The sequence below is a fragment of the Dietzia sp. SL131 genome (genome assembly GCF_026672565.1).
In the GTDB taxonomy this organism is placed as follows: Bacteria; Actinomycetota; Actinomycetes; order Mycobacteriales; family Mycobacteriaceae; genus Dietzia; species Dietzia kunjamensis.
In genome coordinates this window covers 3,432,073-3,446,096 of sequence record NZ_JAPPRI010000003.1, presented here as the reverse complement: position 1 = coordinate 3,446,096, position 14,024 = coordinate 3,432,073, and the positions used below count along the sequence as shown (strand labels likewise).

Genomic DNA, 14,024 nt, shown 5'->3' with positions numbered 1-14,024 from the left:
ACGCGCCAACCGTTAGCGCTATACGATGACTAAGTTTACTGACCGCTTGTATAGTCACCGAAATGAGTCTTCGATCGCTCCGACCCCTAGCCGGCATACAGGTCGTCTCATTGGCTACCAACCTGCCCGGTCCGCTAGCCGTAGCAGGCCTTAGTGACCTCGGCGCCGCGGTGATCAAAGTGGAGCCGCCGGCGGGTGACGCCTTGGCCGTGGCCGCGCCCTCCTGGTACGCAGAACTGACACAGGGGGTGGAGGTCCGTCGGGTCGACCTCAAGAGTGGTAGCGGCCCGGAGGAGCTGACCAGGCTGCTCGATACGGCGGACGTGTTGGTGACCGCCATGCGCCCGTCAGCGCTTCGCCGTCTCGGCCTCGGCAACCTCGGCGACCGCTTCCCGCGGTTGTGTCATGTGGAGATCGTGGGCTACGACGGCGCCGACGAGGAAGTCGCGGGCCACGACCTGACATATCAGGCAAGATACGGCACCATCCGACCGCCACACCTGCCGCTGGTCCCGGTCGCCGACACCATCGGTGGGGAGCGGGCCATCTCGGCCGCCCTGGCCCTGCTGCTGGCGCGGGGACAGCACGACTCCGGTGGACATCAACGCATCACTCTCGACGCGGCCGCGTACGACTCCGCGGCCGCCCTCCGACACGGACTGTTCGGCGATGGAGCACCACTGGGCGGGGCTCTGCCCTCCTACAACATCTATGCCACCGTCGACGGCCATATCGCTCTGGGGGCACTCGAGCCGCACTTCGAGGTCCACATCAGAGAGGTACTCGATTGTGACGGCACATACGCCGCCTACGCCCGCGCCTTCAGCGCGCACCCCACGGCCCACTGGGAGGATCTGGCCGCGCGCCACGACATCCCGCTCAGCGCCGTTCGCCATGCCCGGCCGGCCACAGCGCAGACCACCCACGCGCTCACGGCGACCACCACCCGACCACCCCGAGGAAGGACCCAGTCATGACCGACTCCCCCCAGCCCCGTAGCTTCCGCGCCACCCGCGAGGCCGTGATCATCGATGCCGTCCGGACACCGGTCGGCAAGCGCGGCGGGGCGCTGGCCGCCTGGCATCCCGCCGATCTGCTGGGGGCCACCCTCAAGGAACTGGTTCGCCGCAGTGATGTGGCGCCGGAGAAGATCGACGACGTGATCGCCGGATGTGTGATGACGCACGACCAGCAGAGCTCCAACATCGCCCGCCATGCAGTGCTCTCCTCCGGCCTGCCCGATTCGGTGCCGGCAGTGACCGTGGACCGACAGTGCGGCTCGGGGCAACAAGCTGTGGCATTTGCCGCCCACGGTGTGGAGGCGGGGTCCTACGACCTCGCCATCGCATGCGGCGTGGAGTCGATGTCGCAGGTGGCACTGCCGTCGTCCCTACAGCCCGGAGCCCCGCTCGGCACGCAGTACTCCCCCCGGGAACTGGCCCGCTACGACGGCGGACTGCTGGTGCAAGGCCCGTCCAGTGAGCTGATGAACACCCGCTTCGACCTCAGCCGAGAGGAACTCGACGCGTTCAGCCGCCGGAGCCACGAGCGGGCGCTGGCCGCCACCCGCGACGGCCGCTTCGAGACCCAGCTGGTTCCGCTGCGCCGCGACCCGCTCGATGACTCCAGCGAGCCCGTTACCGCGGATGAGGGGATCCGGGCCGAGCTCGACCCGGAGAAGATGGCGTCCCTGCGGACAGTGTTCGCCGAGGACGGCAAGACCACCGCAGCCAACTCCTCCCAGCTCAGCGACGGCGCCGCCGCACTGCTCATCGCCGACCGCGAGTTCGCCGAGGCCAACGGGCTCACCCCCCGCGCCCGCTTCGTGGTCCACGCGGTCGCGGCGGCCGATCCGATCATCCAGTTCACCGCAATCCTCGAGTCCACCCGCAAGGCCCTTCACCGGTCGGGGCTCACGGTGGACGACATCGACCTGTTCGAGGTCAACGAAGCGTTCGCCGGCGTGCCGCTGATGTTCCAAAGAGAGTTCGGCGTCCCCGACGACAAACTCAACGTCAACGGCGGCTCGGTGGCCGTGGGCCACCCCCTCGGATCCACCGGCGCCCGCATGATGACCGACCTGCTGACCGAGCTCGAACGCACCGGCAGCCGATACGGACTACAGACCATCTGCGAAGCCCACGGCACCGCTAACACCACCATCATCGAACGCCTCTGACGAGTCCCGTCCGTCCCAGCCACCGTCCCAGCCCCACTGAGGAGCACCACCATGACGTCCCACCCCATCGTCACCGGTCTGCCGTCGACACACGGTGACAGTTATCAGCTCAACACCACGACCCTGCTGCGGCACTCCACCCGGACCTACCCCGAGCAGGAGATCGTATTTCGCACCGTCGACGGGGGCTGGGACCGCTACACCTACGCCGACATGTTCGAGCGGGTCGGGAAGTCAGCCCACGCGCTGACCGGGCTGGGTGCCGGGCCCGGAACGGTGGTGGGAATCCTGGATTGGAACTCTAAACGCCATATGGAGCTGTACTGGGCGATTCCCGGTATCGCATCGGTGATGCTGCAGATGAACCTGCGCCTCGCCCCGGTGGACCTGGCATATGTCACCGACCACGCCGAAGCCTCGATCGTGCTGGTCGACGAGTCCCTACTGCCCGTGGCTGAGGCGCTGGTCGAGCAGGGTGTCGGGGTGAAGACGTGGGTGGTCATGACGGACAAACCACTCTCGGAGATCTCCACCACCCTGCCCGGGGTCGTCCACTGGGAAGACGCGCTGACGGCCGCGGAACCGGGCTTCGACTGGCCAATGATCGACGAGACCTCGGCGTACAGCGCGTGCTACACCACCGGCACCACCGGCCGCCCCAAGGGCGTGTACTACTCCCATCGCGGGATCTACCTCCACACCCTCTCCGAGGCAGCGCAGTTGAAGATGGGTGACGACGACACCGTCATGATCATCACCCCGATGTTCCACGGCCAGGGCTGGGGACTGCCGCAGTCGGCCATCTACTCGGCCGCGAAGGTGGTGCTGCCCGGGCGGTATACGGCCGAGGACACCTCTGCGCTGGTTGACGCGATGATCTCCGAGTCCGTCACCGTGGCCAACGGTGCCCCCGCCATCTTCGAGCCGATGCTCGACTACATCCGGACACTCAAGACACGCCCGGACTTCAGCCGCGCCCGTCTGCTGTCCGGGGCGACCGAACCGTCGCTGACGCTCATGCGCGGCTTCCATGACCTCACCGGTGCTGACATCATCCACGCCTACGGCGCCACGGAGACCACTCCGCTGGTCACCGTCAACGCAGGCCTGAAGCACACGCTGCGGGACGTGCTCAGCGAGGACGAGAAGTGGGATCTCAAGCGGGCCCAGGGTCTGCTGGTCAACGGGATCGACATTAAGGTCGTCGGACCGGACGGAACCGAACTACCCCACGACGGTGTCTCCCAGGGCGAGGTGCTCATGCGTGGCCCGTGGATCATCGAGCGGTACCACAAGATGGAGGACAAGGGCGACGCGTTCGCCGACGGTTGGTGGCGCAGCGGCGATGCCGGCACGATCCGCTCCGACGGTTACCTCAAGCTGACCGACCGCATCAAGGACGTGGTCAAGAGCGGCGGCGAATGGATCTCCTCGATCGACATGGAAAATGCGATCGTCGCCCACCCACAGGTCCGCGAAGCCGCAGTGGTGGGGATCGAGCACCCCAAGTGGCAAGAGCGCCCGGTTGCGATCGTCGTCCAGGAAGACGGCGCCGATCTCGGCGTCGACGACATCCACGCCGTGTTGGAAGACAAGTTCGCCAAGTGGCAACTGCCCGACATCGTCATCTTCGCCGACGCGCTGCCGCGCACCAGCGTCGGCAAGCTGGACAAGAAGACGCTGCGCACCGACCACGCCGATCTCTACCGGGGAGCCGAGGAATGAGCGGCCAGAACGGACACGATGACGTGGTCCTCAGCGAACGACGCGGCGCCGTCGCGATCCTGCGCATCAACCGACCCGAGGCCCGGAATGCACTGAACGCCGCGGTGTTCGACGCCTTGAACAAGCACCTCGCCGAGCTGCGGACCGATGACTCCGTGCGCGCCATAGTCCTGGCCGGCGCGGGCGGCGTGTTCTGCGCCGGAGCAGACATCACCGCGTTCGACGCCCTGCGCGCCGATCCGTTGATCGGGCACCGGCGGGCCTCCGGGGGGACCCTATGGGCCGACCTGGAAAACTTCCCCAAACCGGTGATCGCAGCCGTCGAGGGCCTGGCCCTGGGGGGCGGGCTCGAACTCGTCCTGGCCTGCGACACCAGCATCGCCGGCCAGGGTGCCCGCCTGGGATTGCCCGAGGTCAAGCTCGGCGTCATCCCCGGCGGCGGCGGCACCCAACGACTCATCCGGGCGCTAGGCAAACCTCGCTCCATGGCACTGCTACTCAGCGGTGACCTTGCCACCGGGACCGAAGCCGCCAACCTCGGCCTGGTGGGAAAGGTGGTCGACGACGACGAGGTCGTCGAACAGGCGATCGCCCTGGCGCAGCGGATCTCGGCCAACTCACCGCTGGCCGTGGCCCTGGCCAAAGACGCCGCCCTGGCCGCGCAGACCGGGTCGATAACCGCAGGGCTTGAGCACGAAAAGCGCAACTTCGTCTACGCGCTCGCCTCAGACGACAGCCACGAGGGCCAGGCCGCCTTCCTGGCCAAGCGTTCACCGAACTTCACCGGCCGCTAACCTGGCCCGACAAGGACAAGATCATGACCACCACCCTGTTCCCCGACCACCGCCCCACCTGGCAAACCGAGTCCCACGAGTTGCTACGGGACCACGCCCGCGCGTTCTTCGCCCAAGAAGTCACCCCCCGCCAGGCGGACTGGGCCCGGCAGGGCCACGTCGACCGCGAACTCTGGAACAGAGCCGGGGCGGCAGGCCTACTGCTCACCGACATCGCCGACGAGGACGGCGGCGGGGGAGGCGACTTCGGCCACGAGGCTGTAGTGGCCCAAGAACTGGCGTACGCGCACGACAGCGCGTTCGGCTTCACCGTGCACTCCACGATCGTCAGCCACTACATCAACGCCTACGGGACCGAGGAGCAAAAGCGCCGCTGGCTACCCGGGCTCGCCTCCGGCGAGAAAGTGGTGGCCGTCGCCATGACCGAACCCGGTACCGGCTCAGACCTGCAGAACGTCAAGACCACAGCGATCCGCGACGGCGACCACTACCTGGTCAACGGCGCCAAGACCTTCATCTCCAACGGCACCCACTGCGACTTGGTTGTCATCGTGGCCAAGACCGATCCAGCGGCCGGCGGCAAGGGCATCTCCCTACTAGTCGCCGAGGTCGACAATAACGTCGCGGGCTTCTCCCGCGGCGCCGTCCTCGAGAAGATCGGCATGCACGGATGGGACACCCGCGAACTCTTCTTTGACGACATGCGGGTACCGGTGGAGAACATCCTCGGCGAGGAGGGCTCCGGCTTCGCCGAACTCATGACCCAGCTACCGCGGGAGCGACTCATCATCGGAGTCGCCGGCGTAGCAGTGGCGGAGGCCGCAGTGATCGAGACCATCCGGTACGTCAAAGAGCGCGATGCGTTCGGCAAGAAACTCCTGGACTTCCAGAACACCCAGTTCGTACTAGCCGAGTGCAAGGCCGACGTCTACGCCGGCAAGGCGATGATCGACGACGGCATCCGCCGCCAGATCGACGGCACCCTCGACGCCGCCGGCGCCTCGATGATCAAGATGTGGGCCACCGACATGCAGTGCCGCGTGGTGGACAAGTGCCTACAGCTGTTCGGTGGCTACGGCTACATGATGGAATACCCCATCGCCCAGATGTACACCGCCTCCCGCGTGCAGCGGATCTACGGCGGCACCAACGAGATCATGAAGCTGCTCGTAGCCAGGTCGCTGTGAACGCCACGCCCCCGAGCCCGTCCGTCTACGCCGAAGACTTCACCCCGGGCCAGATCCACAAACTGGGAGATCACACCGTCTCCAAGGCCGAACTGGTCGATTTCGCCACCCACTGGGACGCACAATCGTTTCATCGATGAGGAAGCCGCCAACCAAGGGACACTTCCGCGGACTCATCGCCAGCGGGGTACACACCATCGCCATCGCTCAACGGCTGCTCACACAAACAGTGCTCAACCAATGGGCAGTGATCGCCGGGCTCGGATTCGACCGGGTCCGGTTCCCGGCGCCCGTCCGACCCGGGAACGTTCTCACTGGAACCGTCCGGATTGCCGAGATCACTCTCGACGGAACACGCGGACGAGTGAAGATGGAGATGCGGCTGACCGATCAGGACGACCACACCGTCCTCTACGCCGAACTGACCATCGTCATTTGGCGGAGAGAACAGGTCGCGACACCGTCCGGAGGCTTCAACTGACACACGGCCAGGACGTCATCCAAAAGAACGGTCCCGCACCTACATCGACGAAGCGACCTTCATCTCGGATCCGCAAGTCAGTTTGGGACGCGGCGACCCCACCTCACGACGGCGGCTGCAGAGTAGTCAGGCCCCCGTCCTAAAACCTCGTCCTTCGGCGCGGCATCCCCTATTCGACGGATCGGGCGCGTCCGCTAACGATCAATTTTGGGACAGTTGTTGCATTCGCGAATTGTCTGTGACTTCCACCGGTAACTGGCGGGGATCTTCGGGCGCTTTGCGGCGGTGCCTGTGGCGAGGGTTGCCGGCGTTCCTTTCGGACAGGGTGGCGGGTCAGACTATCGAAGGGTCCTCGACGGGTGAGGTTCCCCCGGATCCGTAGAGGGATCAGCTATAAGGGGAAGCGATGCCAGAGAAGCGCCAGAAGTACGACCGGGAGTTCCGTGAGGGAGCGGTCCGGATCGTCGATGAGACCGGGAAGCCGATCGCCCAGATCGCCCGAGACCTTGGGGTCAACGCGGGCACCCTGGGCAATTGGGTCAATCAGGCTAAGGAAGCTCGGGAGGGCACAGAAGGCCTGTCCAGGGGCGACATCGAGGAGCTCAAGCGGCTGCGAGCAGAGAACGCGGAGCTGAAGATGGAGCGTGATGTCCTCAAGCGATCCGTGGTCCTGTGGGTCAAGGAGGCGACGAAGTGAGCGTGGCACGTTTCATCGCCGACCAGAGGACCAACTACCGAGTGCCACACACTCTGGTGTGCGCCCTGCTGGGCGTGTCGCTGGCGTGGTTCTACAAGTGGCTCAAGCGGGCCACCGGGCCGGAGGCGGCCAGCGGTCTGCACACCGAGCGTGACCGCCGCCGCGAGGTCGTCGACCAGGCGGTCGCGAAGGCGTTCACCGCCGCAAAGGGCCGGCATGGATCCCCTCGCCTGTACTTCGACCTTCGTGACGAGGGCTGGCAGGTCAGCGAGAAGACCGAGCCTGTCAAGATAATTGTGTGAGTTTTGGTTAGTGATGTCTGTCATATGTGGGGGTCGAAGCGTTCCGGGTAGGCCAGTGCGAGTTCGGCCAGTGCGGCTCGCCAACCGTGGATGGTGGCGCCTTCGACGAGTCTGGGGATCGATTTCCGGGGGCCTGCGTGGCCGTCTGCTCGGCGTTGAGCGTCCTTGGCGCGTTCTCGGTCTCGTCGGTCCTCGATGTTGCGTATGGCTAGCCATAGCAGCTTGATCGCGGCGGCATCGCTGGGGAAGTGCCCGCGGTTCTTGGTGATCTTGCGCAGCTGGTAGTTCAGCGACTCGATCGAGTTCGTGGTGTAGATCAGCTTGCGTGTGGCTGGGCCGAAGGCCAGGAACGGGATGAACCGCTCCCAGGCGGCCTCCCACGACCTGACGGCGGTGGGGTACTTGGCGCCCAGCGGCGATTCGGCGAAGGCCTCCAGTGCGGCTCTGGCGGCCTCGGCGTTGGCGGCGGTGTAGATCGGCTTGAGTGCCTTGGCCACGTTCTTGCGGTCGCTGTAGGACACGAACCGCATCGAGGCCCGGATCAGGTGCACCACGCAGGTCTGCACCTCGGCGAAAGGCCAGGTCGCGGCAATCGCCTCGGACAGTCCGGTCAACCCGTCGCAGGCCACGATCAGGACGTCTTTGACGCCGCGATTGGCCAGTTCGGCGCACACGCTGGCCCAGAACGCCGCGCCTTCCTTGGCCTGCACCCAGATGCCGAGCACGTGCTTGACGCCCTCAAGATCGACCCCGACCGCGATGTGGGCAGCGCGGGTCTTCACGTGGGCTCCATCGCGGATCTTGATGTGGATCGCGTCCAGGAACACCACCGGGTAGAACGCCTCCAACGGGCGGTGCTGCCAGGCGGCGACTTCGTCCAGGACCGCGTCGGTGACGTTGGCGATGGACTCGTGCGACAGCTCCACCCCCAGGGTCCGCGCGAGGTGGTGCTCGATCTCCCGGACGGTCATTCCGCCGGCGTACAGCGAGATGATCTGGTCCTCCAGCCCGCCGAGCCGGCGGGCGCCCTTCGGGACGAGCTGGGAGGCGAACGAGCCCTGCCGATCGCGGGGCTGATCCAGCTCCACCGGGCCGACCTCGGTGGCCACGGTCTTGCGCGAAGTGCCGTTGCGGTGGTTTCCGTCCCCGCCACGGGCGTGGGCATCGCGGCCCAGATGCTCGGTCAGCTCGGCGCCCATGCCCCGCTCAAGGACGGCCTTGAGCATCTCGTTCAAAAAGCCGTCCTTGCCAGTCAACTCCAACCCTCGCGAACGGGTCTCGGCGAGTACGTGATCAATCAGCGCATCCGAGAACACCTCCCGGCGAAGCCCAGCAGCATCTGATACATCCGTAGCGTCGTGGTCGTCAACAGCCATAGCGTTCATGATTCCTCCTCCGGATCAACTCACACAGACCATCTGACACGCCCAGAAGACCGTGGCCGACTCGATGCGCCGCCAGGGCCTCGTCGCACGCCGCATCAGACGCCGCAACGGTCTGACCAGGCAGGACAAGACGGCCCCGAAGTTCCCCGACCTGCTCAAGCGGGACTTCACCGCCGACAGGCCGAACGCCCGGTGGGTCGGCGACATGACCGAGATCCCCACCGTTGACGCCAACGGTCGGCCCGGTGAGAAGCTATATCTGGCCACTGTGATCGACCTCTACAGTCGTAGATTGCTTGGTGCTGCCACCGGTCTGCACCCGGACGCCGAACTCGCCTGCGCGGCGATCAACATGGCCGTGGCGACCCGCGGCGGTATCGAGGAGGTCCACCAGTCTGGGTGGCGTGAGGACCCGTCGAAACGAGCCATATTTCACACCGATCGGGGCAGCACCTATACCGCTCACGCGTTCACGAAACTATGCCAAGACCTCGGTATTCGCCAATCGATGGGGCGGGTCGGATCGTGCTTCGACAATGCTGCCGCCGAAGCATTTTTCAGCTCGCTGGAATGGGAAGTTTTGTCGCAACACACCTTCGAAAACACCCGCGCCGCCCGGGCCGCTGTGTTGGACTGGTGCTACGGGTTCTACAACCACGACCGACGACACAGCACGATCGGAATGGTGAGCCCGATCAGCTACGAGACCGCCGCGGCGACCGAACCGGAAGCCGCCTAGGAAACCCTCCACGATTCGGGGGGAACCACACAGGCCCGGGTCCGCCGGAACCCGGCACGCCGCACGGCACAGGTGCGACGCACACAGGCCATGGAAGGTTCCATCCGGCGAGACACGCATCAGTCGAGAGTATCCCGCCAAGGCATATGGCAATCAGCGACGGGAATCGGCGCCAGACCGCCGGGGAGATTCTGCAAGCGAGCAGCAAGCGGCGGAGTCAAGTCTCACCATTGGGGTTCGACAGCAAGCCAGGCGACAACACCCTCGAGCGCCCATAACGCATCCGCGGTGTCGACCAGATCCCCGCCCTCATCCAGTCGCCCTTCCTCCAAAAGAGCGGCCGGATGCTCGACGGCCGCCTCGTAGGCGAACCTCGCCTCCTGTCCGGTCAGCGTTCCGCACGACCCCGACGGAAAGCTCGGCTCCATAAACTCCGACGGCAATGGCCCCGGCCATTCGGGAACATCGGCGACAGTCGCGGTGGTGTCAACCATCCCCGGCTGACAAACGATCACCGCCTCAGGGATCGCGAGTTCCCGGGCCGTTGAAAAGGGCGCGCTCTCGACCGGCGTCGCCTCTGTCGACGACGGGCCGGACGAACCGTCGCGGCCACACCCTGCCAGGAGTGCAACTCCTGCAAAGCAAGCGCAAACGCCTACGCCATACCGCGTGAACATCGCTATCCCATCCCCTAATCATGGGCTACGAGCCGATGTTGTCATACCTCACGTTGCAGTCTCAGCATGTCGGCTTAGGTCACCGCCTGCCCCGCTGATCGACAGAACACTTTCCGCACACAACCGACCGTCCCAGTTCCTTGGTTGTGGGACGGTCTGATGCGACCTCGGAACTGGATGGTCTAAGAGGTGCTCGCATCGAGATGTGGAGGTCTTCTGCGATCGAAGTGTGGCGGAAGCTTGATCTCGCCCCCAACAAGCGCGTCGATGAACTGTTCCATGTCTTTACGACCTTGGTGTCGCCGGCGGGCCCGACACTCTGCACTGGAACCAGCTTCGCCGGGCCGGCTTACTCGTCGGTGTCGATCTGCCTGGCGATGAACGCCGCCATGCCCGGCACCGTGAAGCTGATCCGCCCATGCTCAGGCGAGTAGACGATGCCCTTGCGGATCGCCGCGGCGCGCAACGGTCCGGCTGTGGTCTGGGCGATCGACAACGACGACGTCTTGGGCGCGGTCTCACCCGTGGCGGCGATAGCCCGCAGATACTTTCGTTCCGCCGGCGTCGCCCGATCCCAGCGGGAGGGAAAGAACCCCCGGTCCAACAGTGCGGTCCCAGCCTCGATGGCCAGCTCGGCGTCTTCGAGCTGGAACGGCGTTCCGGCGGCCACCTCCCACATCGCCGACCCGAACTCTTGAAGAAAGTACGGATAGCCCTCAGCGGCGGCAGCGAGCTCATCCAGAGCCTCGGGGCTGTACCGGCCCCCGACTGACTCCGCTGGATCGACCAAAGCCTGCCGCGCCGCGGCATCATCGAGGGGGCCGATCTTGCAGTAGAGGAACAAGCGCTCTGCATACGAGCGTGAGTCCGCCAGGAACGCCGGCAGGTTGGGCAGCCCCGCGCCGATAACATAGAACGGCCACCCTTCCTGGCTTGCCCGATGTTGCGTCACGATCAACGCCGCGGTCAGGTCTGCCTCGAGGTCTTGCATCTCGTCGACGAACACCGCCAATGCCACACCCTTGGACCGGACCATCTCGCTGGCGGCCTCGACGATTTCCTCGACGTCGAACAGCGTGTCCTCGGCCGATCGCGGCGTCGGTGCCCCGACCGAGACACCGCCCACCGACAGTGACGAGCCCTCGATCAGGCCCATCACGCCTTCAGCCGCCTGCTTCAGTGCGTGCTTGGTGCTGAACTTGCGCAGTCCGTGACGCAGCCCCGTCGCCAACTGCTTGTGATTGACTCGTGCACCCGATTCTGAGTTCTGCGCCTCCAACCGGACGGTGAACCAACCATGGTGCTCAGCATGCGCCCGCAGATGGTTCAGCAGCGCCGTCTTACCTACGCCCCGGAGCCCGCTGAGAATCATGCCGCGGTCGTAACGCCGCGCCTTCGCCCGCGCCACCAACAAGTCGAACGCCTCAACCTCCCGGTCCCGGCCCTGCAACGAGTGAGGCCGACGACCGGAACCAGGCGTATACGGGTTACGAGCAGGATCCATGAGACGAACTATACCGAAATCTAGCTACATATACAGAAATCGCTATAACCACCTAGGTTTCGATTGAAGTCCGACCCGCAGAACCCCGGACCCAGCACTCAGCCGCGCCAGAACCCACACCAGCATGTCTCGAGCGCCGAGCACTGCTGACCATGACAGGTAGCGACTCTGAGCGCACTTGGACGAGGCAGTCTCGTTCACCGAGGCAACTCCCCCGCACCTGTCACTACCGGAGCCGTCAACACCACCGTTCGTCACGCACGTCGGCGAAGTCGGAGACTTCCACACGCAGCTCTGCCAACAGCGAGTCGCCCACACGTCTCGAGTCCTCGGCTGCCTGCTCCGACTTCCACCCCGTTTCGGGAACGAAGTTGGCCTCCCAGTGCGCCATCCACAGCGCCAAGCGCTGACCCAGCGACTTCGACAGGCCGTAATCCTCCGGGTCCATTCCGTACTTGTCGGTTCCGCTCTCCCACAACGGGTGGTCGCGACCATAGTCAGGGAAAAACCGGATCACCCGCCTGTAGTCACCCGATCCGTATATCGATTCCAGTTCCTCTTCCATGCCACCTCATCCAAGCGCACCGCTATTGGTGCAGGACCCTTGCGGCCCCTCCGCCCGCCGACGTCCGGACCTTATGGCAAGTAGTGCTTCCCCTCACCACGCGGCGATAGCGGGACTCCGGAGGCCTACATCATTTCGTGCCAAGCGGAGGAGATCGCCATGTGGTTCGTTTTGCTGCGATGACGGCAACGATTACCACACAGATGCTGAGTTGATAGACAGCGAATGCCCACGCTTGGAGAGTCCATACCGAGATGGTCAGGAGCGTGATTGTTGCTCCGACAGCGACGAGGACGTAGAAGAGGATGTTCTCCGAGTCTGGCTGGCGCCAGGCCTTGATAAGGGTCGGCGGGCGTGTCAGATGGTCTGTGTGAGTTGAGCCGGAGGAGGAATCATGAACGCTATGGCTGTTGACGACCACGACGCTACGGATGTATCAGATGCTGCTGGGCTTCGCCGGGAGGTGTTCTCGGATGCGCTGATTGATCACGTACTCGCCGAGACCCGTTCGCGAGGGTTGGAGTTGACTGGCAAGGACGGCTTTTTGAACGAGATGCTCAAGGCCGTCCTTGAGCGGGGCATGGGCGCCGAGCTGACCGAGCATCTGGGCCGCGATGCCCACGCCCGTGGCGGGGACGGAAACCACCGCAACGGCACTTCGCGCAAGACCGTGGCCACCGAGGTCGGCCCGGTGGAGCTGGATCAGCCCCGCGATCGGCAGGGCTCGTTCGCCTCCCAGCTCGTCCCGAAGGGCGCCCGCCGGCTCGGCGGGCTGGAGGACCAGATCATCTCGCTGTACGCCGGCGGGATGACCGTCCGGGAGATCGAGCACCACCTCGCGCGGACGCTGGGGGTGGAGCTGTCGCACGAGTCCATCGCCAACGTCACCGACGCGGTCCTGGACGAAGTCGCCGCCTGGCAGCACCGCCCGTTGGAGGCGTTCTACCCGGTGGTGTTCCTGGACGCGATCCACATCAAGATCCGCGATGGAGCCCACGTGAAGACCCGCGCTGCCCACATCGCGGTCGGGGTCGATCTTGAGGGCGTCAAGCACGTGCTCGGCATCTGGGTGCAGGCCAAGGAAGGCGCGGCGTTCTGGGCCAGCGTGTGCGCCGAACTGGCCAATCGCGGCGTCAAAGACGTCCTGATCGTGGCCTGCGACGGGCTGACCGGACTGTCCGAGGCGATTGCCGCGACCTGGCCTTTCGCCGAGGTGCAGACCTGCGTGGTGCACCTGATCCGGGCCTCGATGCGGTTCGTGTCCTACAGCGACCGCAAGAACGTGGCCAAGGCACTCAAGCCGATCTACACCGCCGCCAACGCCGAGGCCGCCAGAGCCGCACTGGAGGCCTTCGCCGAATCGCCGCTGGGCGCCAAGTACCCCACCGCCGTCAGGTCGTGGGAGGCCGCCTGGGAGCGGTTCATCCCGTTCCTGGCCTTCGGCCCAGCCACACGCAAGCTGATCTACACCACGAACTCGATCGAGTCGCTGAACTACCAGCTGCGCAAGATCACCAAGAACCGCGGGCACTTCCCCAGCGATGCCGCCGCGATCAAGCTGCTATGGCTAGCCATACGCAACATCGAGGACCGACGAGACCGAGAACGCGCCAAGGACGCTCAACGCCGAGCAGACGGCCACGCAGGCCCCCGGAAATCGATCCCCAGACTCGTCGAAGGCGCCACCATCCACGGTTGGCGAGCCGCACTGGCCGAACTCGCACTGGCCTACCCGGAACGCTTCGACCCCCACATGTGACAGACATCACTAACCAAAACTCACACAATT

Annotated in this window: 14 protein-coding genes and 1 pseudogene; 11 read left to right on the top strand and 4 right to left on the bottom strand. The window is 65.2% G+C overall.

Annotation, left to right across the window (positions count from 1 at the left end; translation table 11 throughout):
• Positions 1-62: 62 nt before the first annotated feature.
• The 9 genes from OVA21_RS17150 to OVA21_RS17110 all read left to right on the top strand — a co-directional run bounded on the left by OVA21_RS17150 (position 63) and on the right by OVA21_RS17110 (position 7,365).
• Complete coding sequence (locus tag OVA21_RS17150; protein ID WP_096906543.1) at positions 63-977, top strand: CoA transferase; 915 nt, start codon at positions 63-65, stop codon at positions 975-977.
• Positions 974-2,179, top strand: coding sequence for a thiolase family protein (locus tag OVA21_RS17145; RefSeq protein WP_096906542.1), 1,206 nt, complete (start codon positions 974-976; stop codon positions 2,177-2,179). Before OVA21_RS17150 ends, OVA21_RS17145 begins: the two co-directional genes overlap by 4 nt.
• 51 nt (positions 2,180-2,230) lie before the next feature.
• Complete coding sequence (locus OVA21_RS17140) at positions 2,231-3,904, top strand: long-chain-fatty-acid--CoA ligase (RefSeq protein WP_096906541.1); 1,674 nt, start codon at positions 2,231-2,233, stop codon at positions 3,902-3,904.
• A complete protein-coding gene (locus OVA21_RS17135; protein WP_096906540.1) occupies positions 3,901-4,698 on the top strand; it encodes an enoyl-CoA hydratase/isomerase family protein in 798 nt (265 codons plus the stop codon). The genes OVA21_RS17140 and OVA21_RS17135 overlap by 4 nt, the downstream gene beginning before the upstream one ends.
• Before the next feature lie 23 nt (positions 4,699-4,721).
• Positions 4,722-5,885, top strand: a complete 1,164-nt coding sequence (locus OVA21_RS17130) for an acyl-CoA dehydrogenase family protein (RefSeq protein ID WP_069388662.1) — start codon at positions 4,722-4,724, stop codon at positions 5,883-5,885.
• The gene (locus OVA21_RS17125) at positions 5,882-6,025 is read left to right on the top strand and encodes a hypothetical protein (protein ID WP_227022446.1); all 144 of its coding nucleotides are present in this window, start codon (positions 5,882-5,884) and stop codon (positions 6,023-6,025) included. Before OVA21_RS17130 ends, OVA21_RS17125 begins: the two co-directional genes overlap by 4 nt.
• Complete coding sequence (locus OVA21_RS17120) at positions 6,022-6,366, top strand: MaoC/PaaZ C-terminal domain-containing protein (protein WP_227022447.1); 345 nt, start codon at positions 6,022-6,024, stop codon at positions 6,364-6,366. Before OVA21_RS17125 ends, OVA21_RS17120 begins: the two co-directional genes overlap by 4 nt.
• A gap of 406 nt (positions 6,367-6,772) precedes the next feature.
• Complete coding sequence (locus OVA21_RS17115) at positions 6,773-7,063, top strand: transposase (RefSeq protein ID WP_007631225.1); 291 nt, start codon at positions 6,773-6,775, stop codon at positions 7,061-7,063.
• The gene (locus OVA21_RS17110) at positions 7,060-7,365 is read left to right on the top strand and encodes a hypothetical protein (protein WP_254050569.1); all 306 of its coding nucleotides are present in this window, start codon (positions 7,060-7,062) and stop codon (positions 7,363-7,365) included. The genes OVA21_RS17115 and OVA21_RS17110 overlap by 4 nt, the downstream gene beginning before the upstream one ends.
• Positions 7,366-7,385: 20 nt before the next feature.
• On the opposite strand, the gene OVA21_RS17105 is transcribed toward OVA21_RS17110, so the two are convergent.
• Entirely contained in the window at positions 7,386-8,741 is a 1,356-nt protein-coding gene (locus tag OVA21_RS17105; RefSeq protein ID WP_216824170.1) for an IS256 family transposase, read from the bottom strand.
• A 49-nt stretch (positions 8,742-8,790) separates the two neighbouring features.
• Between OVA21_RS17105 and OVA21_RS17100 the strand changes: the two are divergent.
• Positions 8,791-9,489: pseudogene (locus tag OVA21_RS17100) on the top strand (IS3 family transposase); the annotation flags it as partial.
• 224 nt (positions 9,490-9,713) lie between these two features.
• On the opposite strand, the gene OVA21_RS17095 reads toward OVA21_RS17100, so the two are convergent.
• From OVA21_RS17095 to OVA21_RS17085, 3 genes are all read right to left on the bottom strand, one after another.
• Entirely contained in the window at positions 9,714-9,983 is a 270-nt protein-coding gene (locus OVA21_RS17095) for a hypothetical protein (protein ID WP_069390047.1), read from the bottom strand.
• 532 nt (positions 9,984-10,515) lie between these two features.
• On the bottom strand, positions 10,516-11,670 hold the full coding sequence (locus OVA21_RS17090; protein ID WP_069390048.1) for an ATP-binding protein: 1,155 nt from the start codon (positions 11,668-11,670) through the stop codon (positions 10,516-10,518).
• 238 nt (positions 11,671-11,908) lie between these two features.
• Positions 11,909-12,235 carry a hypothetical protein gene (locus OVA21_RS17085; RefSeq protein ID WP_069390049.1) on the bottom strand — a complete coding sequence of 109 codons (327 nt, stop codon included), beginning with the start codon at positions 12,233-12,235 and terminating at the stop codon, positions 11,909-11,911.
• Positions 12,236-12,638: 403 nt separating this feature from the next.
• On the opposite strand from OVA21_RS17085, the gene OVA21_RS17080 reads away from it, so the two are divergent.
• Positions 12,639-13,994: an IS256 family transposase gene (locus OVA21_RS17080; protein ID WP_069388925.1), complete on the top strand. Its 1,356-nt coding sequence runs from the start codon at positions 12,639-12,641 to the stop codon at positions 13,992-13,994.
• Positions 13,995-14,024: the final 30 nt, after the last annotated feature.

Bases quoted from the DNA above. Each gene is read 5' to 3' on its own strand.
- OVA21_RS17140 (WP_096906541.1), top strand. From the start codon at position 2,231: ATGACGTCCCACCCCATCGTCACCGGTCTGCCGTCGACACACGGTGAC.
- OVA21_RS17095 (WP_069390047.1), bottom strand. From the start codon at position 9,983: ATGGTTGACACCACCGCGACTGTCGCCGATGTTCCCGAATGGCCGGGG.
- OVA21_RS17130 (WP_069388662.1), top strand. From the start codon at position 4,722: ATGACCACCACCCTGTTCCCCGACCACCGCCCCACCTGGCAAACCGAG.
- OVA21_RS17150 (WP_096906543.1), top strand. From the start codon at position 63: ATGAGTCTTCGATCGCTCCGACCCCTAGCCGGCATACAGGTCGTCTCA.
- OVA21_RS17105 (WP_216824170.1), bottom strand. From the start codon at position 8,741: ATGGCTGTTGACGACCACGACGCTACGGATGTATCAGATGCTGCTGGG.
- OVA21_RS17145 (WP_096906542.1), top strand. From the start codon at position 974: ATGACCGACTCCCCCCAGCCCCGTAGCTTCCGCGCCACCCGCGAGGCC.
- OVA21_RS17135 (WP_096906540.1), top strand. From the start codon at position 3,901: ATGAGCGGCCAGAACGGACACGATGACGTGGTCCTCAGCGAACGACGC.
- OVA21_RS17090 (WP_069390048.1), bottom strand. From the start codon at position 11,670: ATGGATCCTGCTCGTAACCCGTATACGCCTGGTTCCGGTCGTCGGCCT.
- OVA21_RS17080 (WP_069388925.1), top strand. From the start codon at position 12,639: ATGGCTGTTGACGACCACGACGCTACGGATGTATCAGATGCTGCTGGG.
- OVA21_RS17120 (WP_227022447.1), top strand. From the start codon at position 6,022: ATGAGGAAGCCGCCAACCAAGGGACACTTCCGCGGACTCATCGCCAGC.
- OVA21_RS17115 (WP_007631225.1), top strand. From the start codon at position 6,773: ATGCCAGAGAAGCGCCAGAAGTACGACCGGGAGTTCCGTGAGGGAGCG.
- OVA21_RS17085 (WP_069390049.1), bottom strand. From the start codon at position 12,235: ATGGAAGAGGAACTGGAATCGATATACGGATCGGGTGACTACAGGCGG.